The sequence below is a fragment of the Saccharibacillus sp. CPCC 101409 genome, assembly GCF_030518235.1.
In the GTDB taxonomy this organism is placed as follows: Bacteria; Bacillota; Bacilli; order Paenibacillales; family Paenibacillaceae; genus Saccharibacillus.
In genome coordinates this window covers 81,099-105,969 of sequence record NZ_JAULSA010000001.1, presented here as the reverse complement: position 1 = coordinate 105,969, position 24,871 = coordinate 81,099, and the positions used below count along the sequence as shown (strand labels likewise).

General features: G+C 59.9%; 18 protein-coding genes. 1 reads left to right on the top strand and 17 read right to left on the bottom strand.

The genetic code is table 11. The features are described 5' to 3' along the window. Nucleotides 1–162: 162 nt before the first annotated feature. The 16 genes from QWJ34_RS00460 to QWJ34_RS00385 form a co-directional block, all read right to left on the bottom strand. Nucleotides 163–1,023: a MetQ/NlpA family ABC transporter substrate-binding protein gene (locus tag QWJ34_RS00460; RefSeq protein ID WP_302725083.1), complete on the bottom strand. Its 861-nt coding sequence runs from the start codon at nt 1,021–1,023 to the stop codon at nt 163–165. A gap of 78 nt (nt 1,024–1,101) precedes the next feature. Then, a complete protein-coding gene (locus QWJ34_RS00455) occupies nt 1,102–1,773 on the bottom strand; it encodes a methionine ABC transporter permease (protein WP_483314237.1) in 672 nt (223 codons plus the stop codon). 2 nt (nt 1,774–1,775) lie between these two features. Then, nucleotides 1,776–2,534, bottom strand: a complete 759-nt coding sequence (locus QWJ34_RS00450) for a methionine ABC transporter ATP-binding protein (RefSeq protein ID WP_302725808.1) — start codon at nt 2,532–2,534, stop codon at nt 1,776–1,778. 206 nt (nt 2,535–2,740) lie between these two features. Then, nucleotides 2,741–3,232 carry a hypothetical protein gene (locus QWJ34_RS00445; protein ID WP_302725081.1) on the bottom strand — a complete coding sequence of 164 codons (492 nt, stop codon included), beginning with the start codon at nt 3,230–3,232 and terminating at the stop codon, nt 2,741–2,743. Between the two features lie 160 nt (nt 3,233–3,392). Beyond that, a complete protein-coding gene (locus QWJ34_RS00440) occupies nt 3,393–4,859 on the bottom strand; it encodes an N-acetylmuramoyl-L-alanine amidase family protein (protein ID WP_302725080.1) in 1,467 nt (488 codons plus the stop codon). Between the two features lie 317 nt (nt 4,860–5,176). Next, entirely contained in the window at nt 5,177–6,880 is a 1,704-nt protein-coding gene (locus tag QWJ34_RS00435; RefSeq protein ID WP_302725079.1) for an alpha-keto acid decarboxylase family protein, read from the bottom strand. A 200-nt stretch (nt 6,881–7,080) separates the two neighbouring features. Then, nucleotides 7,081–12,183 (bottom strand): DUF4132 domain-containing protein, encoded by a 5,103-nt coding sequence (locus QWJ34_RS00430; protein ID WP_302725078.1) that lies wholly within the window; start codon nt 12,181–12,183, stop codon nt 7,081–7,083. A 13-nt stretch (nt 12,184–12,196) separates the two neighbouring features. Further along, entirely contained in the window at nt 12,197–12,619 is a 423-nt protein-coding gene (locus QWJ34_RS00425; protein ID WP_302725077.1) for a hypothetical protein, read from the bottom strand. Between the two features lie 249 nt (nt 12,620–12,868). Further along, on the bottom strand, nt 12,869–14,176 hold the full coding sequence (locus QWJ34_RS00420) for an acyl-CoA dehydrogenase family protein (RefSeq protein WP_302725076.1): 1,308 nt from the start codon (nt 14,174–14,176) through the stop codon (nt 12,869–12,871). Nucleotides 14,177–14,297: 121 nt separating this feature from the next. Then, nucleotides 14,298–14,774, bottom strand: coding sequence for a GNAT family N-acetyltransferase (locus QWJ34_RS00415; RefSeq protein ID WP_302725075.1), 477 nt, complete (start codon nt 14,772–14,774; stop codon nt 14,298–14,300). 229 nt (nt 14,775–15,003) lie between these two features. Then, nucleotides 15,004–15,630, bottom strand: a complete 627-nt coding sequence (locus QWJ34_RS00410) for a LytR/AlgR family response regulator transcription factor (RefSeq protein ID WP_302725074.1) — start codon at nt 15,628–15,630, stop codon at nt 15,004–15,006. 359 nt (nt 15,631–15,989) lie between these two features. After that, nucleotides 15,990–16,880, bottom strand: coding sequence for a radical SAM/SPASM domain-containing protein (locus QWJ34_RS00405; RefSeq protein ID WP_302725807.1), 891 nt, complete (start codon nt 16,878–16,880; stop codon nt 15,990–15,992). Between the two features lie 128 nt (nt 16,881–17,008). Continuing rightward, the gene (locus tag QWJ34_RS00400; RefSeq protein WP_302725073.1) at nt 17,009–18,109 is read right to left on the bottom strand and encodes a YhgE/Pip domain-containing protein; all 1,101 of its coding nucleotides are present in this window, start codon (nt 18,107–18,109) and stop codon (nt 17,009–17,011) included. Nucleotides 18,110–18,200: 91 nt separating this feature from the next. Further along, nucleotides 18,201–18,626 (bottom strand): MarR family winged helix-turn-helix transcriptional regulator, encoded by a 426-nt coding sequence (locus QWJ34_RS00395; protein WP_302725072.1) that lies wholly within the window; start codon nt 18,624–18,626, stop codon nt 18,201–18,203. Nucleotides 18,627–18,756: 130 nt separating this feature from the next. After that, on the bottom strand, nt 18,757–18,936 hold the full coding sequence (locus QWJ34_RS00390; protein ID WP_302725071.1) for a helix-turn-helix domain-containing protein: 180 nt from the start codon (nt 18,934–18,936) through the stop codon (nt 18,757–18,759). Next, nucleotides 18,933–19,277: a sigma-70 RNA polymerase sigma factor region 4 domain-containing protein gene (locus QWJ34_RS00385; protein WP_302725070.1), complete on the bottom strand. Its 345-nt coding sequence runs from the start codon at nt 19,275–19,277 to the stop codon at nt 18,933–18,935. Before QWJ34_RS00385 ends, QWJ34_RS00390 begins: the two co-directional genes overlap by 4 nt. Nucleotides 19,278–19,499: 222 nt before the next feature. Between QWJ34_RS00385 and QWJ34_RS00380 the strand changes: the two genes are divergently transcribed. Further along, nucleotides 19,500–21,356 (top strand): DUF4127 family protein, encoded by a 1,857-nt coding sequence (locus tag QWJ34_RS00380; RefSeq protein WP_302725069.1) that lies wholly within the window; start codon nt 19,500–19,502, stop codon nt 21,354–21,356. Nucleotides 21,357–21,617: 261 nt separating this feature from the next. Here QWJ34_RS00380 and QWJ34_RS00375 read toward each other — a convergent pair whose 3' ends face one another. Beyond that, entirely contained in the window at nt 21,618–24,803 is a 3,186-nt protein-coding gene (locus tag QWJ34_RS00375) for an S-layer homology domain-containing protein (protein ID WP_302725068.1), read from the bottom strand. Nucleotides 24,804–24,871 lie beyond the last annotated feature (68 nt).

The window sequence follows — 24,871 nt, the reverse complement described above, 5'->3', positions numbered from 1 at the left end:
TTCCGCCTATATTTGTGCAAATTAAATTGCTCCACACCTTACTTCGGTAACCTGCCGGCTTTTATGAATGCCTGGTTGCTTTTTTGCGAAAAAAAACCGCCCGGCTTCCGCCGAACGGTCATGCGATACGCGGCGGCCGTGCCGGCATAAAGCCGGAGTTCGTCAAAATGCCGGATACGTATCGGTATATTCTTCTTCCAGGAACTTCTCCACTTCCGGACCGCGCATGCGTTCCGCCAGCTTCTGGATCGCCGGGTCGTCTTTGTTGTCTTCGCGCGCCATGAGCGTAATCGCGAACGCCTGCATATCCTTCTCGACGATCAGCGCGTCTTTCTTGGCCGACAGGCCGAGCGGTTTGGCGTACGCCGGATACATCGTAACCATGTCCGCGTCGTCCATCATACGGTTGAGCGTCAGCAGATCGACTTCTTTGAAGTCCAGGTTTTTCGGATTCGACGTGATGTCCTGGAGAGTCGCTTTGATGCCGACGCCTTCTTTCAGTTCGATCAGGTCGTTTTGTTCGAGCAGCAGCAGCGAGTGCGCAATATTCGGCGGGTCGTTCGGAATCGCGACAATCGCGCCGTCCGGCAGGTCGTCGACCGACTTGTACTTTTTCGAATAGCCGGCATACAAAGCGTTATAAACGGGCTGCACCGGTACTATGTCGCTGTCGTGCGCTTCGTTGTACGCTTCGGCGTAAGGCACGTGCTGGAAAAAGTTCGCGTCCACTTCTTTGTGCGCCAGCGCGTCGTTCGGCTGGATATTGTCCGACATCTCGACGATCTCCAGATCGATGCCGTCTTCGACGAGCAGCGGCTTCACGAGCAGCAGAATCGCGTCCATCGGCGCCGGCAGCGAAGCGACTTTGAGCTTGGTCAGTTCCTTGGTATCGCCGCTGTCCGCGCCGTCGGTCTTGTTTGCCGTGCCGGAATCGCTTGGCGCCGCCGGCGTGGACGAACTTTGTCCGCAGCCGGACAAGATAACGATCAGCGCGGCCAGGACGATGAATAAATACTTTTTCATAATAATTCGTAACCCCCGATTGATAAGATCTTGTCAAAGCTAAAGGTAAGGCACCAAATCGTTGGATAAGCGGAAAACTCAACGTTTGTCGATCCTGCGAGAAATATAGCTGCCTCCGACCTGCACGGCCTGGACGAGCAGCACCATCAGCACAACCATGCAGAGCGTGACGTCCATCTCGAAGCGCTGGTAGCCGTAGCGGATCGCGAAGTCGCCCACGCCTCCGCCGCCGACAATGCCGACGACCGTCGAATACGAAATGAAGCTGACGATCGACGTGGTAAGTCCGAGCACCAGGCCCGAGCGCGCTTCCACGTACAGAAACTTCCAAACGATCTCAAGCTTCGACGCGCCCATCGAGCGGGCCGCTTCGATTACGCCGCGCGGCACTTCGACCAGCGCCTGCTCGACGAGCCTGGAATAACCCGCGACGGCCACGACCGCAAGCGGCACCGTCGCCGCCGTGGTCCCGATCGTCGTTCCGACGATGGCCCGGGTCAGCGGGAACATAAACACGACCAGCAGCAGAAACGGAAACGAACGGATCACATTGACCACGATATTGATACCCGCCGATGCCGTGCGGTTCGACAGCATCTCGCCCGGACGCGTCAAAAAGATCAGCGTTCCCAGCGGGATGCCCAGAATTACGGCCGCAAGCGTGGACATGCCCACCATATAGAACGTCTGGCCGATCGATTCCCAGATCTGTTCGTGATACTGCGTCCAGATCTCCATAAAGCGCTCCATGCTCATCGGTCCGCCTCCCTGGCCGTTCCGAGAATTTGTTCCCGGTACGAAAGCTTGGGCCGGATACTCTCCGCTCCGCTCCGAGGAATATGGAACGTATCGACCGTTTCGCCCATCTCCATCACCGAAACGGTCGTGCAGATCTGCCGCACCACTTCCATCTCGTGCGTGACGACGACGATCGTGACGCCCAGCGTCCGGTTGATATGCAGCAACACGTTCAGCAGATCCTCCGTCGTCTGGGGATCGAGCGCCGAAGTCGGTTCGTCGCACAGCAGCAGCTTGGGACTGCTTGCCAGAGCCCGGGCGATGCCCACGCGCTGCTTCTGGCCGCCGCTCAGCCTGGCCGAGTACTGGCGCGCTTTGTCTTGGAGACCGACGAACTTCAGCACCTCGGCGATCCGCCGTTCCCGATCCCGCTTGGGCGTCTTCGCCAGTTCGAGCGCCGCGGCGACGTTGCCGTGCACGGTCCGGTTATGCACCAGGTTGAACTGCTGGAAGATCATCCCGATCGAGCGCCGCTCCGCGCGCAGTTCGCGCTCGCCCATCGCCGTCAGATCGCGTCCTTCGAACAGGACCCGGCCGGTATCCGGGCGTTCCAGCAGATTCATCAGCCGCAGCAGCGTCGATTTGCCCGCTCCGCTCGTGCCGATAATTCCGTGGATGCCGCCCGTCTCGATCTCCATGCTGACCGGAAGAACGGCCTGGAAAGTCTGGCCCTGCGCCGTATACGTCTTGCTTACTTCCTGCAGGGAAAGGATAACCGCCGCCTCCTTGTATCAGTATTTTTTTGTCCTGTTATATTCTTTAATCGACTAAATTATAAGGTAATTCATTCGCTGTGTCACCATTTTTAACAACATTTCAAATTTAAAATTAAAGATTCCCGCAGCGGCGGGCATGCTTGTTTGCACAATAAAGGTCAGCCTATTTCTCTAGAAACGTTTCGAAAGCTCGATTCGCCGTTTTATCCGCCGCTTTCCGGGGCGCCTTCGCGGACCGCCGGCGCAAGCAGCAGTCCCGCGGCCGCGCCGTAAACCAGGTGTACCGCCAGCCACCAGGCGAGCGCCGGCAGGCTGTCTATCGGAGGCGTGCCTCCGGCGGACAGCAGCGTGGTCGGATACAGCAGCAGGCCGACTGCGAGCCCGATCACAGCCGTAACGGACGCCATCCGGACCGGAGAAGGAAGAACGGCGCGCGCTTTGCGCCGCCAGAGCAGCCCGAGCACGATGCAGAGCCCCGCCGAAATCAGCAGATGGATGCCGAACTCCGCCGCTTCGTTCAAGTGGAAGCGGTTCAGCACCGGCACATAGTCGGCATTCAGCAGCAGCCGGTACACCCGGTGTCCGCTCAGGCTCTGGACGGCTTTGAGCAGAAAGCCGAGCACGGCTCCCGCCGCCAGGCCGGCTGCGGCGTATTCGGCGATTCTCCGTATGCGGGAGCGGGAATCCTTTGTCATTTGCATTCCTCCTTCAACCGGCGTTCTCGACTCCTTAGCCGACGCGCCTCACACGCATTTAACCCCGGCCGGCTCCGGCAAACCAGAAGCCAAACAAAAAGCGGACCGCCGATGTCCGGCAGTCCGCTTGGTTCGATGCGTTACAATCGTTCCGTACTGCTTACAAGCCCAGGTACTCGACGATTCCGTCGACGATCGCCTGCGCCACCCGATCCTGCCACTGCGGATCGGTAAGTTTCTGCACATCGCCGCCCGCGTACAGGAAGCCCGTTTCCACCAGCGCCGTCGGCAGGTTGGATTCGCGGTCCACGTGCAGATTCTGGTACTTGGCTTTGCGGTCCGGCAGGCCGGTCGCTTTGATCACGTATTTGTGGATCGTCTGCGCCAGCAGCTTGCTTTCGTTCTTCGTATACAGCGTCTCGGTGCCGCTGGTTGCTTTGGAGCCGACCGGCATGCTGTTCGCGTGAATCGAAACCATGATGTCCGCGTTCAGGTTCTCCGCAATGTCCACCCGTCCCTGAAGCGAAACGTCGGTATCGTCGCTGCGCGTCAGCACCACGTCGAGCCCGTTCACCTGCTTCAGCAGCTGTTCGACTTTGAGCGCCATCTGGAGATTGACGTCTTTCTCCTGAAGCGTCAGGCCGTCGCCTTTATAGATGGCCCCGGTCGCTTTGCCGCCGTGACCCGGGTCGATTACGACGATCTTCTTGCCGTCCCCGCCCACTCCCGGCGTCGACGTGCCGCCCTGCTTATTCAGGTCGACGAAGATCAGGCTGCCTTCGCGGTACACCTGATATCCCTTCGTCTTGTTCAGATCGATCACGACCCGCACGCGCATCGGCGAATCGTTGTTCAGCGCGAACCGGATTGCGGTGACGTCCGCGGAAGTTTGAGCCGAGATCTGTCCCTGCTGGCCGATCAGCAGCCCCTGGCCTTCGGCGAACAACGGGCTGAACGACGTATTCGGCAGATCGATCACGATCCGGTTCGGCGAATCGATCGCCGTAACGTTCGGCTGCGTATCGCCGCTGATGCCGATCAGCAGCCGGTTCTCGCTGAAGCTGATCTGCTCCACCTGCGCGGCCGTATTCGGCACGCCGCCCGGAACCTGCTCCGGCGGATCGACGTCGTCGTTCGGACCCACGCCGTCGAGCGGCGCTCCGGAATCGGGCCGGGAAGTCAGGTACACGGTCTTGGCCGAGTTGTCCCACTTAACGGCCAGGCCCATCTGCGTACCGACGAACCGCAGCGGCACATAAGTCGTATTGGATCGCAGCAGCGGCGCCTGTTCCAGCGACACGGTGGTTCCTTCCGCCGAACGGGCGGACTTGCTTCCGAGCGTAAGCTGTACGTCTTCTCTCGAACCGCTGATCGTAATTTGCTTGCTCGTCTTGTTCCAGCCGACCGAGTATCCCAGTTCTTCCGAGATCACCCGGATCGGCACCATCGTCGTTCCGCTTACCGTCAACACGTCCCTGGCACCGGTCACTTCCCTGTCGTCGAGCACGATCTTCGTGCTCGAAGCCGCCTGTCCCGTATGAACCGACAGGAAAAACACCGCCACCAAAGCAAAAACGGCCGCCAAAATGACCCGGCTGCCTACTGCCGTCCACGCCTTGACCTTCATCCTTTTGCCACCTCGTTTGCTCCTTTTCGACCTTTATGTTCAGGTCATCCTTATTTTGACACGTCGTAAGTATAGACGCTTACCTCCTTTTAAAAGTTTCAGGTTCAAAACGCGATTTTTCGAACTTTTGCCAAATTCCGAAGACCGAAGAAACGGCGCGGCAGGAACGAAGCCTGTATGAAAATTTCAAAAAAGAATCCCGGGCCGGTTTGCGTTCCCTATCGAAAAACCGGAATCCTCCGCAGAGAATTCCGGCTTCCGATTGGACCGGGCTTTGTACCGGCCGCAGCGTCCGACAAACGGGCGGACGCCACCGCTTACTCCTGGTCTTCCAGTTCTTCGCTCATCCGGCGCAGATACTCCGGCGCGTCCATCGGATCGGCCACCAGCTCGATCAGGCACAACCGCTCTTCGCGCTGCAGTTCCGCTTCGCGGAAAGCGCGGGCCAGCTCCCCGATCGTGCGCACGCGCTCCGTATACGGATTGCCGCCGAACGACTCGATCAGCCTGGTGTAGTTCCAGCCGGGGATTTCGTTATACGGCTGCTCTTCCACCGGCACGCGGAAGTTCAGGAACTTCTCGATCGTGTAGCCGCCGTTGTTGAGCACGAACACGATCGGCTTGCAGCCGTACTCCATCATGGAACTGAGTTCCTGGACGGTAAGCTGAAGCGCCCCGTCCCCGGTAAACAGCAGCACCCGGCGCTTCGGAGCGGCGATGCTTGCGCCCAGCGCCGCCGGCGTCGCGTAGCCGATACTCTGCCAGCCGCTCTGCCCGATATACGATGCGCCCTGCGGAAGCTGGACCTGTGACAGGCCGTAAGCGAACGTGCCGGTCTCGGCCAGCACGATATCGCCTTTTTGCAGCAGCCGCTGAATCAGCGGATAGTACTCTGCCGCTTTCAGCGGACGGCTGCCGTCGAGCTGCTGTCCGCTGTCGTACGGATGGTCGGCCGCCGGAATTTCCTCTTCCGCGGTCAGTCCCAGCCCGGCCAGTTCGCGCAGCATATCCTGAGCCAGTACGTCTTTATACTCCTGATTGCCGACCGTTACGGACTCCGGTTGTACCACGATCATCTTTTTCGGATTCAGCTTGGCCGTCTCGCTCGCCGTATTGATGTCCGAAGGCACATACCCGACCGCGACGACGCAGTCCGCTCCTTCCACGACTTCGCGCACCTTTTCACTGCCCAGCTTGCCGCCGTACAGCCCGATATAATTCGGATGGGTTTCGTCGAAGCCGCCTTTGCCCATGACGGTGGAAGCGGCCGGGATCTTCAAGCGTTCGGCCGCTTCGCGCACCAGCGGTTCCAGCCGCCAGCTTTTGACTTTGGCATCGCTGAGCAGCACGACCCGCTTCGAAGATTTCAACATTTTGCGCGCCTGCTTCGAAGCCGACTTGAGCGACGATTCGTCGGTCTTCGGCGCTTCGAGCTTGGGCACCTTCATCGCCAGCGGCTGCTGCACCAGGTCGATCGCCACCGACAGGTACACCGGTTTTCTGAAGCGCTTGGCGATCGAGATCGCCTTGGGGATCTCGATCATCGCGTTGTCCGGCGTCAAGACGGCCGTATACGCGGACAGCGGCTCGTACACTCTGCGGAACGCGTCGTAGTCGCCGTCCATCAGCGTATGGTGCATTAGCTTGCGCTGCTTTTGCTTCTCGGACTTCGGCGAGCCGACGATATGGATAATCGGCACATTCTCGCTGCTTGCGCCGGCGATCGCGTTGACCGCGCTCAGCTCGCCGACGCCGAATGTCGTAATCAGCGCCGCCAGTCCTTTGATCCGCGCGTAACCGTCGGCCGCGTAACCGCCGTTCAGCTCGTTGCGCGTCGGCACGGCTTTGATGCCCGAGCACTGCTCCAGCGTATCGAACAAAGTGAAATTGTAATCGCCGGGCACGCCGAACACCTCGGTCACGCCTTCTTTTTTCAAACAGTCGAACAGATAGGTGCCGAGCGTCGCTCCGCCTTCTCCCTGCGTGTTCGAACGGACTTTCCCCATAATGACTTTGTTCATGCTTGCACGCTCCTTCCGTGATCGCGCGGCTTGACGGGACCGGTTCGGAACCGGCCCGCAAACCTCTAACTATGATTACCCCGGAAGCGGGCCGGCGGGTCGGAATTTTTGAAAATCGTTTGCCGGGCCGTGTCTTCAAATCGCTTTCTTCGAAGTTTGAAGACACGCCCCGCCGCTCCCGAAGCCCGATCTTCGCGCGCTCAGTTCTTGATCTGTTCCAGAATCTGCGGGTCTTTGATCTTGTTATCTTCCGCCAGCAGCACGATCTTCGACAGGATTTCCGCGGTGCGCGGATCTTCGTCGAGGAACGGCAGGAAGAATCGGCCGCGCTGCCCGGCGTGCACCGGAATGATATTGAGCGCGCCGGACGCCTGCTTGTACGCGACGCCGCTGCCCAGATGCACGGCGTATTCACCGAGCGAGCCTTCGATGCGGGCGTAATTGCCGTCCAGCCGGACATTGGCCGTGCCCAGCAGCGCAAGCGATTCGCGCACGATCGCCGTGCGCAGCCCGATCGTGGTCAGGCTGGCTTCCGGATCGACGCCGCCGACGTGCGCCGTGCTGACCACCAGGTCGATATCGCGCATGATCTCGGAGAACAGCACCGGCGGCACGTCTTCGAGCTTGATAGGCTTATGCGTGCGGCGGTCGCTGAATTCGATCGTTTCGAGCGCCGGCGCTTCCGTGTCGGCCGGCGAGAACCAGTCCGCCATCGCGTACAGCGTCGCGATTACGTTGCGGCCGTAGTCGACTTTTTGCAGGCCGGATTCGTAGCTGACCGTCCAGCCCCGCCCGCGCAGCAGCGCGACGGTCTTGCTCGGCTGTACCTGGTGTCCCGCGTAGCGCGAAGACAGCGTGCCGGCCGCCCGCTCGTCCGCGTTCGGCAGATACAATTCGCGGAAGAGCTGCTTGAACGGCTGGCGGCGCGGGGCGCGGTCGCTGCGTCCGGCTTCCAGCCCGCGTTCGATATGATCGCGCTGAAGGCTCGGCCACAGCCCGCTTGCGTGCAGATCGACCGGATGCGCGATCACAAGCTCCGCCTGCTCCGGCAGCGGCTCCGACACCCGGCCGAGCGCGACCAGCCTGCGGTCTTCCGGCCGGAAGCAGCCGAGACGAAGCCCGTCTTCTCCCGACGCGGACGACGATTCGCCGGCCGCGTCGCCCGCAAGCCGAAATACGATTTCGGACAGCAGCGGAGAAACGACCGGATTGCCGTGCAGCTTGACCAGCTCGGACACGGCGAACGCGGCCGCCGTTTCCATCGAGCGTTCCAGCTCGCGCACGAAGCGCCGATGCTGTTCGGTCAGCTCGCTTTTGATTTCTTTGAGCCGCACGATGTATTCGTTCTTGTTCAGGCGCGAAGGCACCGACTTGAGCGGCTTGCCGTTCTTCCCGGCTTCGATCTCCGGCAGTCCGCTGTCGCCGATGACGAGCCGCACCCGCACATCGTCGACCTCGTACGGCTGCGTATATGCCAGCAGATCGTCCAGCTTGCCGGCTTCCAGGTCCCACTGCATGCGGGTCGCGTCCGCGTAGCCCGCGCTTCTCGCCAGATTGCCGAGCGCGATCTGCGAAGCCGCGCTTTCGCTGGCCCGGCGCTGCGCGCCGAACTGCCGGCTTTCCAGCAGGAACTTCTGGATAAAGTCGTAGCGTTCGCGCAGATCGGACTCGCGTTTGCCGTCGAGCGGAATCAGGCTGTACGCCAGCAGCTGGTCTTTGCCCCGCTTGGCCGCGACCTGGCCGCGCGTTTCCTTCAGCTTGAGCCTGCCGAGCACCGCGTCCGCGAACAACTGCGACCGGCGGTGGTTCGCGCCGCCCGAGATGTATTTGGCGCACTCGTACAGCAGCTTGAACCGCTGCTCGCCGAGCACGGCGTAGGCATCTTCGAACCACTGCACATCGAATGCGCCGTCGTTGAATTCCTGCGGCGTGATCGGCGAATAATGCGCGACGATCGTTTCTTTTTCCGCCGAGAACGTTTCGTTGATATGCGCGTGAAAGTACCAGGCGGCGCTGCGCAGGCCGGGCCAGCCCAGATATTCCGCCACGATGTCGATCCACTGGGGCGCGTACATGGCCGCTTCCAGCAGTCTTCGCTCCGCGATGCCCGTTCCTTCCAGCCGCTCGCCGAGTCCCCGCGCATCGTCGCTTTCGGACGGATAGCAGACTTTGAGCAGATGGCTCAGCGATTCTTTCTTCGTCTGGTTGTCGCCGTAGCCGTAGATGTAGCCGCGCACGAAAGTTTCGCCGCCGAGGCTGACCAGGATGCGGATCAGGACGTCCAGCCCTTCGATCCGCTGGAGCGCCATCGTCAGCGGCGTGGCCGCGGTCGCCAGATCGCCGCGCGCAAGCTCGATCTCCAGCAGCCGGTCCACGACGCGCTTCAGCATGTCCCGGAGATCTTCGCTGCGCTTGAGCCAGTCGGACGCGTGGTGCGTGTTGGTCAGGCTGCGCAGCGTATAAGACGCGCTGCGGTTCAGCATCGCTTTGTATACTTCGTTGGCCCCGACCATACCGAGCGTATACGCTTTGAACGCCAGCGGAAGCTCGAGCGCGACGGCTTGTTCGCCGTTCGGCTCTTCCTGCTCGCGGCAGCTATCGAACCGGAACGTCAGCGCAAGGCAGCGTTTGAACGTATCGTCGTCGTGCACGCGGCCGCGCATGATCGCGCGCCACGGCGAAGCCAGCACTTCCCAGATCGGCCGGTCCCGGGCCGGCGCGTCCTGCGGATACGCCGCAATCAGCGACTCCAGCACGGAAGCCGCCGTCTCAAACGATTCTTCGCGCTCGCTGTCCAGGAAAAAAGCATCCAGAAGATTGCCCGCGCGCTCGTATTGGAGCAGAAGCTTAGACAGCTCGCGCAGCCGCTGAAGCGGAAGCAGCGAAGCGGCGTATTCTTCGCGCCAGCCTTCGAGCAGCGGAATGCGTTGAAGCTGACGATATTCGTAATGCGCGATGAATTCGCCGTAGTGGTCGTCCAGCTTGCCGTCCAGATCGCCCAGCAGGCGCAGCACGTACAATTGGAGCAGCTCGTCGGCGCGGAAGCCGCTTTCCTCCAGATAAGCGCGCCATTCGTCGGCCAGCGGATACATATCCAGCGCATTTTGGCGCTCGTAGCGATCTTGTTCCAGCGAATGGATCCATCCGCCGGCCGGCGCCGTACGCCGCAGTTCCGCGCCCAGCAGCAGTGTTTCTTTGCGGCCGGCGTAATACTCCACTTCGTATTCCACGTCGCGGAACTTGTGAATGCGCTGCTCCAGTCCTTCCAGGAACAGCTCCGCCCGGGCTGCGTCCAGCGTGAATACGCGCTCCGGGTCCGCCGCACGCTCCCGGCCGCCGGTCAGCCAGGCTTCCGCGGCTTGCGGATCGTACAGTCCGAAGCCGTTTTGCGGCGTGTATTCCGCCCGCCCCGAAGCGTTCAGCTTCTCCAGAAGCTGCGTTTCTTTGGGCGTCGGATTCTCTGCGATCCGCGCCAGCGCAATCCATTTGCCGGAATCGCCGGCGCGTTCTTTGTCCGATGCAAGCTCGGTCAGCAGCTCCAGCCCGGTCAGCCGCTGAAGCTCCGCTTTGGCGCCGAGCAGCCGAAGCAAAGAACCTTCCAGCAGCGAAGCCGGCTGCGACAGCAGCAGCCTGGCCGCGCTCTGGCGCAGCGTGCCCGTTTTGAGTTTGAGCAGCGCCTCGACGCGCCGAAGCTCGTCTTCGGACAGCGTGAGTCCGGAAGCGCGCTTGAGCGCCGTTTCCCGGTTGCGGATATTTTTGTCGGTCAGACAGTCGAAGATAAACGCGCGCTGCGCTTCGGTTTCCGGGTGCAGCAGAAAATACTTCAACAGTTCCTGCCGCTGTTCGGCCTGCATGCGCCCCGCGTGAACGATCAGCTTCTCCACCCAGAGCGGGTCCATATCGTAAGCGGTCAAAACCATCATTTTGCGCAGCGCGTCGGAAGGCTCGTAGGCGTACACCAGAAAATCGAGCGCGCCCGACACCGCTTCGATACGTTTTGAAGGACCGGTCTCCAGCAGGGATTCGAACGCTTCGAACTGACGTCTGCGCTCTTCTTTGTCCGCCAGACCCGGCGCGCGATGCAGATTGAGCCGGCGAGGCTCGTCGCGCATCCAGGCCGATTGGTCGTCGAGGTCGTCCGCCATGATCCATTCGATCCGGTAGTCGTATGTATAGTTGCTTATCATCCAGCTCAGCAGCTCCGGATCGGTCTCGCCGCCGTAGAGCAGATCCAGAGCGGACGCATGCTTGACCTCGGCGCTTCCGCTCATCGACAGCACGTACTGCGCCGCCACTTTGCGGTAATGCTCGCTTCCGCGCATCAGGCCCGCCGCAAGCTCCGGCAGATCGCGCTCTTCGCGCATCGCGTGGGCGAACAGCGCCAGGTGAACTTCGTTCGCGCTGCGCGAATCGAGCCAATCCCGGCGTTTGCCGGCGTCGCTGAGCGCTGTGTACAACTTGTCCAGCACCTGGGAAGCCGCGCGCTGTCCCGCCGCTTCCAGCGGAATGCCCGTCCATACCGACGTGGCGCGCACGACCGAGGCGTAGCGGACGAAGCCGTTGTCTCGAATCAGCTTCAGCAGGTACAAATGCGCGTCCAGCGTGCCGAAATCCATGCTTTCCACGATCGACTGCCGCAGCCCTTCCTGCAGCCGCGCCGCGATCAGCAGGTCTCCGACCAGCTTGTAAAGATCTTCGCGCCGGCTCATCAGCATGCCGGAGACCATGTCCCGGCTGAGCAGCGCGGTCTGGTTCTCGCCCAGCACAATCTCGCGCAGCGCCGACTCGACCGCTTCGCTGCGTTCGTCCAACTGCTGCGCGATCACGTCGGGAATCGCCTGATTGGCGCGATAGATATTGCTTACTTTGTAATCCGGCGCGGTCAAATAACCGTCCAGCGAGAACTCCATCGCTTCCATCCACAGCAGCGCCGAAATCTTCATCAGCACGCGGGGCAGATGCGCATCGAGGTCGCCGGTGCGGAACGGTTTGCGCAGATAACCGAACGAATACGGGTACCGGGCGGCGTTCCCGGCGATCCACGCCGCCCGCGCGCCCGCCCGTTCGCCCGCCAGCTCCGTTACCGCGAGGACCAGCGGCTCAAGCAGCTTATCCGGCTCGTTCCGCGCCCGGCCGTTCAGCAGTTCCCTCAGCCGGACGAACGGAGCTTCTTCTTCGCGCATGTAAGTCGAATCGCTCAACTCGATCAGCAGTCCCGCGATTTCGCCTTCCTCTCCCTTCATCTTCTCCGCCCGGCTTTTCAACGTCTGAAAGTACCGTTCTTCCCGCTCTCTTTCATCCATCGCACACGCCTCCTTATCTTCTCCAGAGTCCTCCGGCAAGCATCGTAAAACGCATAAACACCACTTCGTCCCCGTCGGCCAGCGTCAGCGGCGCATCGAGTTCCGTCACTTCTTCTCCCCGCAAAAAGACCCGGTACAATCCGTCCCCGAATCCAAGCAGCGCGGCCGCCACGGATTTGTCCGCGTCCGGTTCCCGTTCGTCGTAAACGGCTCCGAAGCCTACTTTCCCGTCCCGCGCTCCCTGCTTTATCTGCGTTTCCGTCAAGTAAGGCAGCAGATTGTCGCCGGCCTGCTTCCGTCCGGACTCTTCCACCATCAGCAGCACCGTCTGCCCGATCAGCTCGCGCAGCGTGCGCGGCATGCCCGGCAGATCCAGCTCCCGGCCCGCGATGCCCCGGCGGCTTCCCGGACGTTTCACCCATGCGGTCAGCTTCATTCCTTTTCCCTCCCGAGTTCCCGGCAGCGGCCCGCAGGCCGTTTTCGCCGAACGATACCGAATATATGTTCCTATTGGATCTGACTGTATTGTATCAGAATTCGATGCGTGAAAAAACCCGCCGAAAGAGCGGGCGGGCTGTGTGCGCCGGATAGGCGGGAAGGCTCAGGCAGCCGGGTCCGCGGTAAGAAGCAATCGACGCATTCGATAAAAGACGGCTTCGGGCGGCGGATGCGAGCCTTCCGGTTGTTATTCCTCCAGAGCCCGCCGCGCCAGGGTCTGAAGCACCGCGTCTTCCATCGGCGGATTGTGCAATCCCGCTCTTACGTCGCGGTAGTAGCGTTCGAGCGGCACGTCTTTCGACAGGCTGGCGCCGCCGACGATCTTCATCGCTTTGTCCACGACCTGCGCCGCCAGATGCGTGGCGTTGTATTTGACAAGTCCCAGATCCGGACGCATCGACGCCCGCTCCTCCGGGTTCCGGTCCCAGCGGTCGGCCACGTCGTACAGCAATGTGCGCGCCAGACGCAGTTCGCTCTCGATCTGCCCGATCCACTGGCGGATATGCGGCAGCGTGGAGATCGGTTCTTTGAGGCTGTTGGGCGTATAGTTCTTCGCGAATTTCAGCGCATAATCGCGCGCGGCGTGCGCGATGCCCAGGTAGCAGGCCGGAATATGCAGCATCCAGCCGTCCCCGTCGTCGATGCCCGCTTTGCGATCGCCCGGCGTATAGATGCCCATAACCTGCGAATCCGGCACGAATACGCCGTCCAGCACCACATCGTGGCTGCCGGTCGCCCGCATGCCCAGCGTATCCCACGTCTCCTCGACCGTCACGCCCGCGCGCCGCCGCAGCTCGGCCGCTCGGCGCTCGGACGCTTCCGCTCGGCGCCCGAACTCCTCCGGCTCCGGCAGCGCGGCGCCGCCCGGCGCAAACGGCGAACCGCTTTCGACCGCCGGCGATTCGCCGCCTTCGTCCAGCCGGACGATAAAGTCGCCGACTTCCGGTGAGTTCTCGATGCCCGCGCTGACGATAAAGTCCGTCAGCAGCGGGCTCAGCGTACTGTACGTTTTGCGGCCCGAGATCCGCCAGCCGCCTTCTTCGCGCACCGCGGCCGCCTGCGGACGGCCGCCGCGCGTCGGGCTGCCGGTCGCTTTTTCGCTCGCAAATTTATTGATCATCGCGCCGCGGCGCACCACGTCCCGGTTAAACGCCGAGTAACTCGGCTCCGGCCAGATATCCGTTTCCCGGTAATGCAGCATCATGCCGCCGTGCCAGCCCGCGCTGAGCGCGGTCGAACCGTCGCCGCGCGCGATGCGCTCCTGCACCAGCAGCCACTCGTACAGCGACAATCCGTCTCCGCCCGCATCTTCGGACAGCGTCAGCTTGGCGTAGCCCGCCGCTTTGAGTTCCTCGAAGTTCTCGAACGGAAACGAACCTTCCCGGTCGTGCTTGGCCGCCCGCTCCGCAAACCGGACCGCCAGGCGGTCCGCCCAGAGCGCCAGGTCGGCTTCGCGCCCGTTTCTTACAAACGTATCGATCGCTTTCTTCGTCACTTCAGCTCATTCCTTCCGTATGCCTGCTGTGTCTGTCTTCTTCTCATTATAGAGAAAAGAAGTCTTCAAAAGCAAAGCGCTCAACTCGGAATTCGTTCCCGTTCTCCGCACCTCGCCGGATCTACAAACTCTTCGCCATTTTATAATCGGTAATCGCATAACCGGCTTTCTCGTAAACCCGAAGCGCCGCCGGATTATGGCCGAACACATGCAGCCCGATCTCGGACGCGCCCAGCGCCCGCGCGGTTTCGTCCAGCGCCCGCATCGCCGCCTGGCCCAGACCCCGGCCCCGATATTCTTCTTCGAGCCGGATATCGTACAGGAAAGCCCGTTTGCCCGCCGGCGCGTCCGAAACGTGCAGCCAGATCCAGCCCGCGCTGTCTTCACCGTTTTCCCGGCGGATACTGTAAAAGTAATGCTCCCGCGTCCGCAGGCCGTCCGGCAGATAGTTCGCGTAAGCCTCTTCCGACAGCCCAAGCGCTTCTTCCTGCTTCCATGTTCCCGCTTTTACTTTGTCTTCGGCATATTCCGCGGCCGAGACGCGGCGAAACCGTTTGAATTCCTCGTCGTTCATCGGTTTTAGAATCACAACTTCCACAATCGTTCACGCTCCTTCGATGGCTGCCGGGGCGCGCCGACTTCGCGCGCCCCGGCCCGCTTCTTCTATTATCCTCTCCGGCGGCCGCCCGGCGCAAACGCAAAAAAAAGCGGCGGCGAATCTTCCGATCCGCCCGCCGCGCATTTCCGCGCATTTCCGCGTATTTCAGAGTTTCTTCCGGCCGCAAGGACCGCCTCGTATGCCCGTATCGTCGTTTGCGCGTATTTCGTCAAATGCGGATCGACTTCTCCGACGCGGCGTATTTGCGCGCTTTGCGCCGGACTTCCGCGAGCGCCTCGATCGCGACCGGCACGGGCTGCTCGCTGCCTTCGATATGCACCTGGGCCCGGTCGACACGGCCGACCTTCAGCATATTGATCAGAAAAGAAGGATGGGTCAGCACGAAATGATCTTCTCTCAAGTAACTCCGATACGTCTCGAAAGAAATCCGCGTCGGCCACTGCTCGTAGCGCGTATGTACGATCACTTCCGAGCCGCGCGCTTCGACAAACAGAATTTCCGACGGCGCAAGCCTCACGATTTTGTCTCCGACTACCGGAACGCCCATTCTGTGATGCAGCAGCGGACCGGTGCCGGCACGGCGTCCCGTCAAGCGCCAGATCAGCGGTTCGAGCTTCTCCGCCGTCACGGGCTTTTCGATAAACTCGAAAATATTCAAGCTGCCCCGGTAGCTGAGATACGCCGACTTCGGCGCCAGCAGCACGACGGGAAGATCCGCCGCCGCCGCTTCCCATTCCCTCGTTTCGAACAATCCCGGCATTTCGCTGTCCAGCAGCAAAGCCGAAATTCCCGAACTTTCTTTCAAACGTTCCATCAGCTCAACAACGTTTTCCACAAAATCGACAGCCCCGATTTCCGGGATTCTTCCGATTATTTCCGACAGATTTCTTTGCTGCGCAGGAATACTTTCCGCAATCAATAAATGGATGCCCGACATGGTGTTTGACTCCTCGCTTATCTGCTTTATTTTGGAATAACAACTATTTGACTGGTTTATTTATCTCATTTTAGTTCCATGGACTCAGATGTCAACGAGAATAAATAGAATTAAGTCTAAAAAAAGGAAAATAAAATAGTTTCGTAAGAATTTTGTCGTCAAAATGTAATCTAGGCCCTACGGTCTATTACCCGGGATACGAAAAAACACGCAAAAAAACCGTTTCCGAAGAAACGGTTTTGCGAACTTCCGAACATTCAGGCACCGAATCGTTTGCGGTATCCGCATTTGCGGCAGAGCTCTTCCACCGCTTCGCGGCGCGAGAATCCGTACACCATATCGTTGGCGCGTTTGCTTTCGACGATTTCGGAAAATTCCTGCTCCAGCACGTTGCCCAGATTGATGACGCCTTCCCCGTCCAGGCAGCAGGGCACGACCGTGCCGTCCACCAGAATCGCGGCATGGCTGCGCAGCGCGTGGCAGAAGCCTTTGCCGTCGTCTTCGGGCGCGCTCAGACTCGGCCATTGGAACTCGTGGTCCTGGTTCAAGTAGACGTTATCGGAAACTTTGAGACCTTTGCCCCGCTCCACTTTCTCCTCGATCCGGTAATCCAGACCGTATTCGCGCTCGATCAGCTCCAGCGTTTCCCGGTTCCGCTCGCGCGCGGCATTGGTCATATTGTCCTCGGTCAGATTCCAAAGGCGGAAAGAGAACAGCACGCCGCCCGATACCCCGTGCCGCGACGCATCGCGCACGAACGCAAGAATCTCGTTCAGGTAACCGTCGCGGTCCGTCGAGCCGGCATGACCGTCGAAGCTGTGCAGCGAAAAATTCATCTGGCGCAGCGCCGGCTTGCCGAGCAGCTTGTCGCGGTTCTTGGCGATCAGCGTGCCGTTTGTCGTAATATTGACCTTGAAACCCCGCTCGTGCGCGGCGTCCAGCAGCAGGTCGATCTTCGGATGCAGCAGCGGTTCTCCTTTGACGTGCAAATAAATATGGTTCGTATGCGGATCGATCTTGTCCAGAATCCGCTCGAACGTTTCCGGCTTGATAAACTTGGCCTGGCGCGCGGTCGGCGGGCAGAAATGACAGGACAGATTGCAGACGCTCGTAATTTCGATATAGACTTTTTTGAAAGTTTTCAAGATTCGGCGCTCCATTTCGGGATGTAATACGTGGACCGGTGACACAGTCGACGGATTGGGTTCTGTGTCTATTATGTGTCCCGGGCGGCAAAAGCTCAACCCCGGATTCCGAATCCCGACGGTATTCCGATTCAGTGCGCCGCGGCTGCGGCCGCAGTCGCGCCCGCAGCCGGCGATACAGCCGGCTTTTGCAGCCCCGTCCGCAGCAGCGTGATTCCCCAGGTTACGGCGGCGATCAGCAGCAGATGCAGCATAAACGTCCCTGCGCCTTCTCCGTTGTAGATCAGCCGCATAAAGCCCTGAATGCCGTTCGGAGCAGGCAGGAAGCTGCCGAAATGCCGATAGAACGGCGCCAGCATGGAAGACGGAACAATATTGCCCGCCGTCATCAGCTGGAGCGGAACGAGCGCCACGTTGAACAGGGGAGCCGCGCTGCCCAGCAGCGCAAAGCTCATCTGCGTCACGCAGATGCTGGCCAGGAATACGCAGACCAGCAGCAGCCACATACTTCCGAAAGAAGCGGCCGGTTCCGCGAACAGCCGGGCCAGACCGATCACGGGCAGCGGCGCTCCGAGCGCGACCAGCGCCAGCAGGATCTGCCGGCTCCAGAAGATGTTCCATTTGCCGTGGCCTCGCTTCAGAATCTGCGACGAAATATTGAACTGGATATTCATCGTCATCATCGCGATATACGGAATAAAGCCGAGAATCATGGGCAGCATCGTGACCGCAAAGTTGCTCTGCTCGTGCGTTTTGACGATCTCCGCTCCGACCGCGGACGTTCCGGCCGTTTCGGCTCCGGACACGGCCTGCGACAGCCCCTCGGACAATCGTTCGGCCGCGCCTTCCATCATGGCGGCCGCCACTTCGGACGTGCCCTGGTTGATCGTATAGACCAGCTTGCCCCGCCCCGTCCGGACGTCTTCCTCAAAGCCCGGCGGAATTACCGCGACCATCGCGTATCGTCCGGCGTCCATTCGGGCGTGCGCCAGCGCTTCGCTTTCCACCGTCTCCGTCTGAAAAGGCGCGGAAGCGGCGATTCTTTCGGCTGCCGGGCGTCCGGCTTCGCCGTCCAGATTCACCACGGCGACGCGCAGCTGGTCGATCCGCTGGGTCGCGTCGTGGTAGCCGGTCATCCAGACCAGCACAAACAGCAGCGGAACGAACAGCGCAAATACAATCCCGATCCGGGTCTGCGTAATGCCCATCAAACTCTTAAACGCCTTCTTCACTCTGTTTTCTCTCCTTTTGTGTACCGGACCCGTATCGCGACGAAGTCTCAATTTTGAATAGATGAATGTGCAACTATATATCCAAAAAAATTCATTCGGACAGGTTGCCGAAAATCCGGTCCAGCACCCGAATGAACAGTTCCAGCTCTTCTTCGCTCAACCCCTTCGTCGCGGCCTCGTTATGCGCCTGCATCAAAGGGGTAAGCACCGCTTCGGCTTCCCTGCCTTTATCCGTCAAGTAAACGAGCACGCTTCGGCGGTCGGCGGGATTGGCGCGGCGGACAATCATGTCTTTTTGCTCCAGCTTGTCCAGCACTTTGCTGATCGAGGTCTGGTCCCGCACATGCAGACTGGCGAGCTTTTTCTGCGAAACGCCGTCGGCCAGCGTCAATCGGTGCAGCACGCCGTATTGTTCGGGCGTCATTTCTTGTTCGGCCGTTTCCTTGCCCGCTGCTCTGGCATAAGCCAGATACGTTCGCGACAGCAGGAAACCGAACGTTTCTCCGTAACGATCCATGTTCATTCTCCTTACGATCGGAACTCGACTGCCGCAACGGGGTCTGCTGCATCGCAATCGAACCGCCGCCCCATATAGTTGCATCTGCATTTATTGCACGCCCTATTATATCGAACGATTTTCGCCAAAGTCAATCCCGGGTTTGCCCCGATTCGTTCAAAATCAATTCGATCAACTTCGTTCTCAGCGTTTGCGCCGCGTCGTTCGTTTCCATGCGCATCGTCCGGCTCAGCGCCGCGATCTCCGGTTCAAGCAGGGACACGGCATGCCTCAGCGCTTCGCCGTCTCCCGCCCGGGAACGCCGGATCAAAGCGACGAACTCAGCATCCGACGCAGGTAAAGCAGCGATTTGCGCTTCCATTTGCTCACCCCCTGCTGACTGATTCCCAGTAAAGCGGCCGCTTCGGCTTCCGTTTTGTCTTCGATGAACAGCGCTTCGATTACGGCCTTTCCTTTGTCAAAAGGTATGGAATCGACAAACTCCCGCACCGACCTGTCCGCTTCGTCCGCCCGTCTTTGCCCCGGACCGGGCTCTTCGTCTTTTTCCAGCCACGGAAGTTCCCTGCTATAAAGGATACGCTGACGGTAAGCCGCTCTCCAGGCCGTGCGCCGCAGCTCTCTCCGGTAGTGCTCCATCGTCCCGTCTTCCATTCTTTCTCCTCCTTTTAAAGGAACATGTGTTCCCGTTAACTATAATATAAACTTTGCCTTTTGGATAGAAACAGTTTCGAAATTCCACAACGATTGGAGAGCTGCGGCGTACATTCATAGAGAATCCGGCTAATTTTTTTTGCGGACCGGTTGTAAAAACGGTCTGTTTTTCTCCTTCTTATACGAGGGCGACTATCTTTCACCGACAAAGGAGCGATACCCATGAAAAAAATCGTATATATCCCGCTGGACGACCGTCCGGCCAATCTCGACGACGTGGTGCTGCAGGGCAAAGGCGCGGGACTCGAAGTGCTGGCGCCGCCGGCCGGAGCGATCCGCAACCGGCTCGACGACCGGGCGGAAGTCGAAGGCACGGAAGTCGTCGGCACAAGCGGAGCGTCTTACGGCGATCCTTCGGCGGTGCGCCGATTCCTGCTGGACCATGCGGCGCAGGCGGACGGCTTTATCGTTTCGGTCGATATGCTCGCCTACGGCGGACTGATCGGCAGCCGCAGGCTGCAAAGCGACCCGGGCGGCGATTATCCCGCTTACGATCCGCAGGCGACACTGCTGCTGGACACGATCGCGGGTCTGAAAAAAGATTATCCGGACAAGCCGGTGTTTGTGCTCGATACGATTATGCGGCTGGCGACCACGACCATGGCGGAAGGGCTGACGCTCGAAGCCTATAACGAATCGCGCGCCCTGATGATGAAGCCGCGGCCGGAACAAAGCGATTTCGACGAGATCCTGAACGGCTACGATCTCCAGCCGGACGGAACGAATTATGAACCGACCGTTTATTTCGACAAGGAATTGTATTACAATGCGCGCCGCCGCAAATTCAAAACCAACCGCTATGTGCTGGAAGCGCTGCTGCAAGGCGCCGGCGTCGACTTTGCGGCCTTCGGGGTGGACGACGCTTCCACGCAGGGCGTCCAGGCGAACGAGATCCATTGGATCGAAGCCCATATCGACGAGCGGCTCGGCGGAACCGGCGGTCAGAATCCGGAGCGGGCGATCATTCTGCCGGATGCCGACGGGCTCGGCCACTCCCTCATGGGCCGCATGGCGCAGACGCTGCTCGGCGGTCCGCAGGCGGCCAAACCTGGCTTTGCCGTAAACTACTTCGGGACGCACGGATCGGAGATCGTGAATTCGTACGAGTATATGGATGTGCATACCAATATTCTGCGGCATATCGATATTGCGGGCGGCGTGTACGCAGGCGACAATACCGGGACCGCTCCGGGTTCGTCCCAAGCCGGCGAGATCGCGCAGGCCGAAGCGCAGCCGGAAGATGCGGCAGCAAGACCGGCGGCCGGCGGCCGGCAGGTCTACGATCTTGAACTCGTCGCGCTGACGAGCGAAGACCGGATCGCGGACGCCGTCGCCCGGATCGAAGCCAACCGTACGGCGCATATCCCGACGCTGGTCGTCGACTTCACGCGCGGCGGCTCGGCCGGCACGGTCGTCACGCCGGAGCTGCTGGCTTCTTCGGCGACCGGCGGCCTGTTCGGTTACAGCGCCTGGAACACGGCGGGCAATAAGATCGGCATGGCGCTCGGCATGGCGCAGTCGCGCTTCGCTTTCCTGCATACCGAGAAGCAGGAGCGGAGTCTCGGCCCCGCGCTCGACGCGCACGGCTCGCTGCTGTTCAAACGGTTCCTCAAGGACTACTCGTACAAAACGCTGGAGATCGCCGCGATCCGTATGGAATCGCGCGCCCGCACGCCGTATACCAATGTAACGGCCGACCAGAATATGCGCATCTTCAATACGCCGGAAGATTACGACTATCTGACGGAACTGCTGCGTACCGATATGCAGCGGCTGACCGCCGAATTGGCCGCGCAGCCGGCTTTCGGCATCGGCTCGAACTCGCCCTCCTGCGCCGTGCGCCGCTTCGGCGTCCCCGCAGGCGGCACCGCGCCGAGTCCGTCCGACTGGCGCTTCGCCCGGTACGCCGGCGCTTCGCTGCCGCGCGAGAACCCGGACTTCGTCTGGTGGCGCGCGTTCGAGATTACGCTGGGCCCGGTAGTGGACTTGAAGCGCACGGCTCAAGGGGATTGCGAGTAGGATTGGATTGAAAGTCGAGACAAGTCTATCTTGTTTCGGCTCTGTGCAAACACCCCTCTATCCGCTGTTCAAGCGGGCGAGGGGCGTTTTTAGCGCGGGCTTCATTATCCGGTGAATGAACCCGGGCGGGAAAGGCTTTCGCGTCAGGAAACCGTAACAACGAAAAACCGCAGCAGCAAAAAAACAGGCCGCTCAACGAATGAGCGGCCTGGCTTAAAGTGTGTCGAGTCTGTCGAAGACTGCAAAAGGTTGCGGATTAACTTATTCCGTTTGTTGAACCGGCTGCTCAGCGCTGCCGTTGGAATCTGTGCCCGAAGCGGCTGCATCGTCGCCCGCGTGATCGGACGCACCGGCTTGATCCTCGTTTTGCTGCGTCTCCGGAGCAGCCGTTTCTTCTACCGGAGCGGAAGATTGATTGGATTTCAATGTGTAGTAAATGAATCCTTCTTTCCCTGCTTCTACAGCTGCCTTGGCATCGTATTTCCCGTCTGTGTCCACCACTTTGGAACCTTCGCCCGTTTTGTTTTGCGGATCGATCCAGATTGCAACATTCGCAGCGTCTTCATGCGTGTTTGTTCCGGAGATCGTCAATACCGAAGGAACAGGCGATTCCACGCCCTGGGATACTTCGATGCCGCCCCACGGGTTGCCTTTTGTATGAATGCTGCTGGCGAACACTTCCGAACCGTTGACATGCAGGCCGCCTTTATAAGCGCTGGTCAGCGTCACGTTATCGAGCTTCACGCCTTTCGAATTGTACACTTGCAGTGCATATTCGCCTTTGTTGTCGTTCGAACGCCGTGTGTTTACAATCGTAAGATCGTGAATTTTGACATCATCGGCTCCAAGCACGACGAACTTTTGGCCCTGCACGGTCAGAATGTGATTTCCGCCGTCGATTTCGACTCCGGCTCCCGTAACGTTCAGAGCGTCGGCAAAGTCGAGATCGGCGCCCAGTTTGATTTTCGCACCGTCGATCGCGCTCAGCTTACGCAGTTCCGCTTCCGAAGAAACGTTCCAGGCCGCGCCTTTGGTATGGTAATACGTATAAACGCCCGTGCTGTCTTCTTTGGCGTTTTCCAAAATGTCGAAGTCTTCTGTGCCGGTGCCCGTTACAACGCTGACCGCTTCGCCTTCTTTCGGATTGATCGTCCAGATGCCGACGTTTTCGGTAAAGCGGTTGCTCTGGCCGAGCGTCAGCTCGGATTTCTCTTCGACTTCTTTCCCCCGGGATACTTCGATACCGCCCCATGCGTTTCCGGAAGTCGTCACGGCTTCGAGGGTTACGCTCGATCCGTTAACGAGCAGGCCGCCTTTCTTCGCACCTTGAAGCGTCACGCCGCTCAGCTTCACGTTCTGCGATTTGAAAGCTTGCAGCGCGTATTCGTCGGCGCCTACGATGGTCACATTAGAGATACTCACATCGTTTGCGCCCAGGACTACGAGTTTGTTGTTGTTTTGCAGTTTAATCGTATGGCCTGTGCCGTCGATTACAATATTCTTGCCGGTAATATTAAGTTCTGCGCTCAGAGTAATATCTCCGGCGAGTTCAATGTGATTGCCATTGATCGAGCTTAACTGCCGCAGTTGTGCTTCGGTTTTCACCAGTTCTTTCAAAGCGGCTTGCGCATCTTCCAATTTCGTTTTCGCTTCCGTTACTTCTTCTTTCGCGATTTCCGCATCGCCGGCCGCTGTCTTGGCTGCGGTCAGCGCTTCGCTGAACTTGCTCCATGTTCCCGGTGTGTAGTCGGCCTGCTTCAGTTCTTCGGCTTTGGCAATGGCCGCGTTCAGCGCTGTTTTATCGGCGGCTTCCTTCAATGATTTCTGAGCTTCGTTCAGTTTCAGGGTAGCTGAGTCCACCTGAGTCTTCGTTGCAGACGAAGAAGCCGATACGCTTTTGGCGGCTGTCAAGGCTTCGCTAAACGATTTCCAAGTGGAAGGCGTGTAGGCTTCTTCTTTCAGCTTGCCCGCTTCCTCAATCGCTTGATTCAGCGCCGTTTTGCTTACGCTCGGAGTCGGTGTCGGCGTAGTGCTGCCGCCTCCCGTTCCGCCGCCGGTACTGCCGCCGGTACTGCCGCCCGTGCTGCCGTTTCCGCCTGTCGAGGTTCCGGCGGAAGGCGCAGCCGCGGCCGGCAGCGTTACCGATGCGGCCCCGCTTCCCTGCACGCTGGCCGGGGTGGTGGCAAAAGTCGTTCCGGCCGCGCCCTGGCTCACTACGGCTGTTTGGATCGTGCCGGTACCGATCAGTTTGGCTACAGCTTCCAGCACCAGGCGAGTGACGCTTGCGCCGCCGGCGATATCCAGCGAAGCGCCGGCCGCGGCCGCGTTAAGCTGCAGGCTGTCCACCGAACCGCGCACGAGCTGAACGGACAAAGAAGCCGCATTCAGTTCCAGGCTGTCGAATTTGCCGTCGAGCGTAACCTGCGCGCCTTCCGGCAGCTCCGCCGCCAGCTCCACGTCGGTAAAGCCCACGCCGGTCAATCCTTCTTCCTGCAGCTTGACCGGGGATTGAACGACGACGGATTCCGTCACGGTCGAGCCTTCGGCTACGATCCGGACCAGGCCGTCTTTTTTGTTGACGACGATGTTCACCAGCACGCTGTACACGAAGTGGATGGAATCGGCTCCGCCGCCCTGGACGTTGGTTGTGCCGTGCACGCGCACGCCGTTCAGCGTTACGTCGCCGCTGCCGATTCCTTCGGCCAGCAGCAGGTTGCCCTTGACTTCCGTATTACGCAGCGTCACGCCGGCCGCTCCGATCACCACGTCTCCGTCGATCACCGCGGTTCCGGTTTCCGGGCCGTACACGCCGGCTTTGTCGTAAACGACCGCTTTATTCGCCAGCGCGGCGTTCAGCAGCACGACGGCTTCGGCGCGGGTCAGCGCTTTTTTCGGGGCGAACGTTCCGTTGGCGTAGCCTTTGAGAATGCCTTTATCTACAGCTGCGGCTACGCTGCCGCGGCTCCATGTTGCAATAGCGGAAGCATCCGTAAACGCGTTGGCGCTCGCGGAAGTATTGGCGTCGAGCCCGAGAATACGTGCGACCATGACGGCGGCTTCTTCGCGGGTTACCTTGTCGCCCGGATGGAATTTGCCCGCGCTGCCGACTACGTAACCGGCTTTGATCGCTCTGGTTACGTCCGTAAAAGCCCAGTTGTCGGCCGATACGTCGCTGAACGAAGCACTGCCCGATTCGGTATAACCGAACAGGCGGTTGGCCATCGCGGCAAACTCGGCGCGCGTAATCGTGCCGTCCGGTTTGACCGTTCCGTCTTTATATCCTTGCAGCGTTCCTTTATCCAACCATTGTTGAATCTGGTTCTGGGCCCAGTGTCCCTGAATGTCCGATGCGGACTGCGCTCCGGCCGTTCCGGCCGCCCCCAACGCCATGCTCAAGCTCAAAATACTTGTAAAAGCGATTTTTCCCGATTTCCCCTGTTTCCCCATGTTCCCCTCCGTCTGAACCTTTAAGCCTTTAGATGCATATCTTCCGCGGCTCCCGGTTCTGCTTTCCT

Excerpts from the sequence above, each read along its gene's own strand:
- QWJ34_RS00460 (WP_302725083.1), bottom strand. The coding sequence starts at position 1,023 with ATGAAAAAGTATTTATTCATCGTCCTGGCCGCGCTGATCGTTATCTTG.
- QWJ34_RS00455 (WP_483314237.1), bottom strand. The coding sequence starts at position 1,773 with ATGGAGCGCTTTATGGAGATCTGGACGCAGTATCACGAACAGATCTGG.
- QWJ34_RS00445 (WP_302725081.1), bottom strand. The coding sequence starts at position 3,232 with ATGACAAAGGATTCCCGCTCCCGCATACGGAGAATCGCCGAATACGCC.
- QWJ34_RS00440 (WP_302725080.1), bottom strand. The coding sequence starts at position 4,859 with ATGAAGGTCAAGGCGTGGACGGCAGTAGGCAGCCGGGTCATTTTGGCG.
- QWJ34_RS00435 (WP_302725079.1), bottom strand. The coding sequence starts at position 6,880 with ATGAACAAAGTCATTATGGGGAAAGTCCGTTCGAACACGCAGGGAGAA.
- QWJ34_RS00430 (WP_302725078.1), bottom strand. The coding sequence starts at position 12,183 with ATGGATGAAAGAGAGCGGGAAGAACGGTACTTTCAGACGTTGAAAAGC.
- QWJ34_RS00425 (WP_302725077.1), bottom strand. The coding sequence starts at position 12,619 with ATGAAGCTGACCGCATGGGTGAAACGTCCGGGAAGCCGCCGGGGCATC.
- QWJ34_RS00395 (WP_302725072.1), bottom strand. The coding sequence starts at position 18,626 with ATGGATCGTTACGGAGAAACGTTCGGTTTCCTGCTGTCGCGAACGTAT.
- QWJ34_RS00385 (WP_302725070.1), bottom strand. The coding sequence starts at position 19,277 with ATGGAAGACGGGACGATGGAGCACTACCGGAGAGAGCTGCGGCGCACG.
- QWJ34_RS00380 (WP_302725069.1), top strand. The coding sequence starts at position 19,500 with ATGAAAAAAATCGTATATATCCCGCTGGACGACCGTCCGGCCAATCTC.
- QWJ34_RS00375 (WP_302725068.1), bottom strand. The coding sequence starts at position 24,803 with ATGGGGAAACAGGGGAAATCGGGAAAAATCGCTTTTACAAGTATTTTG.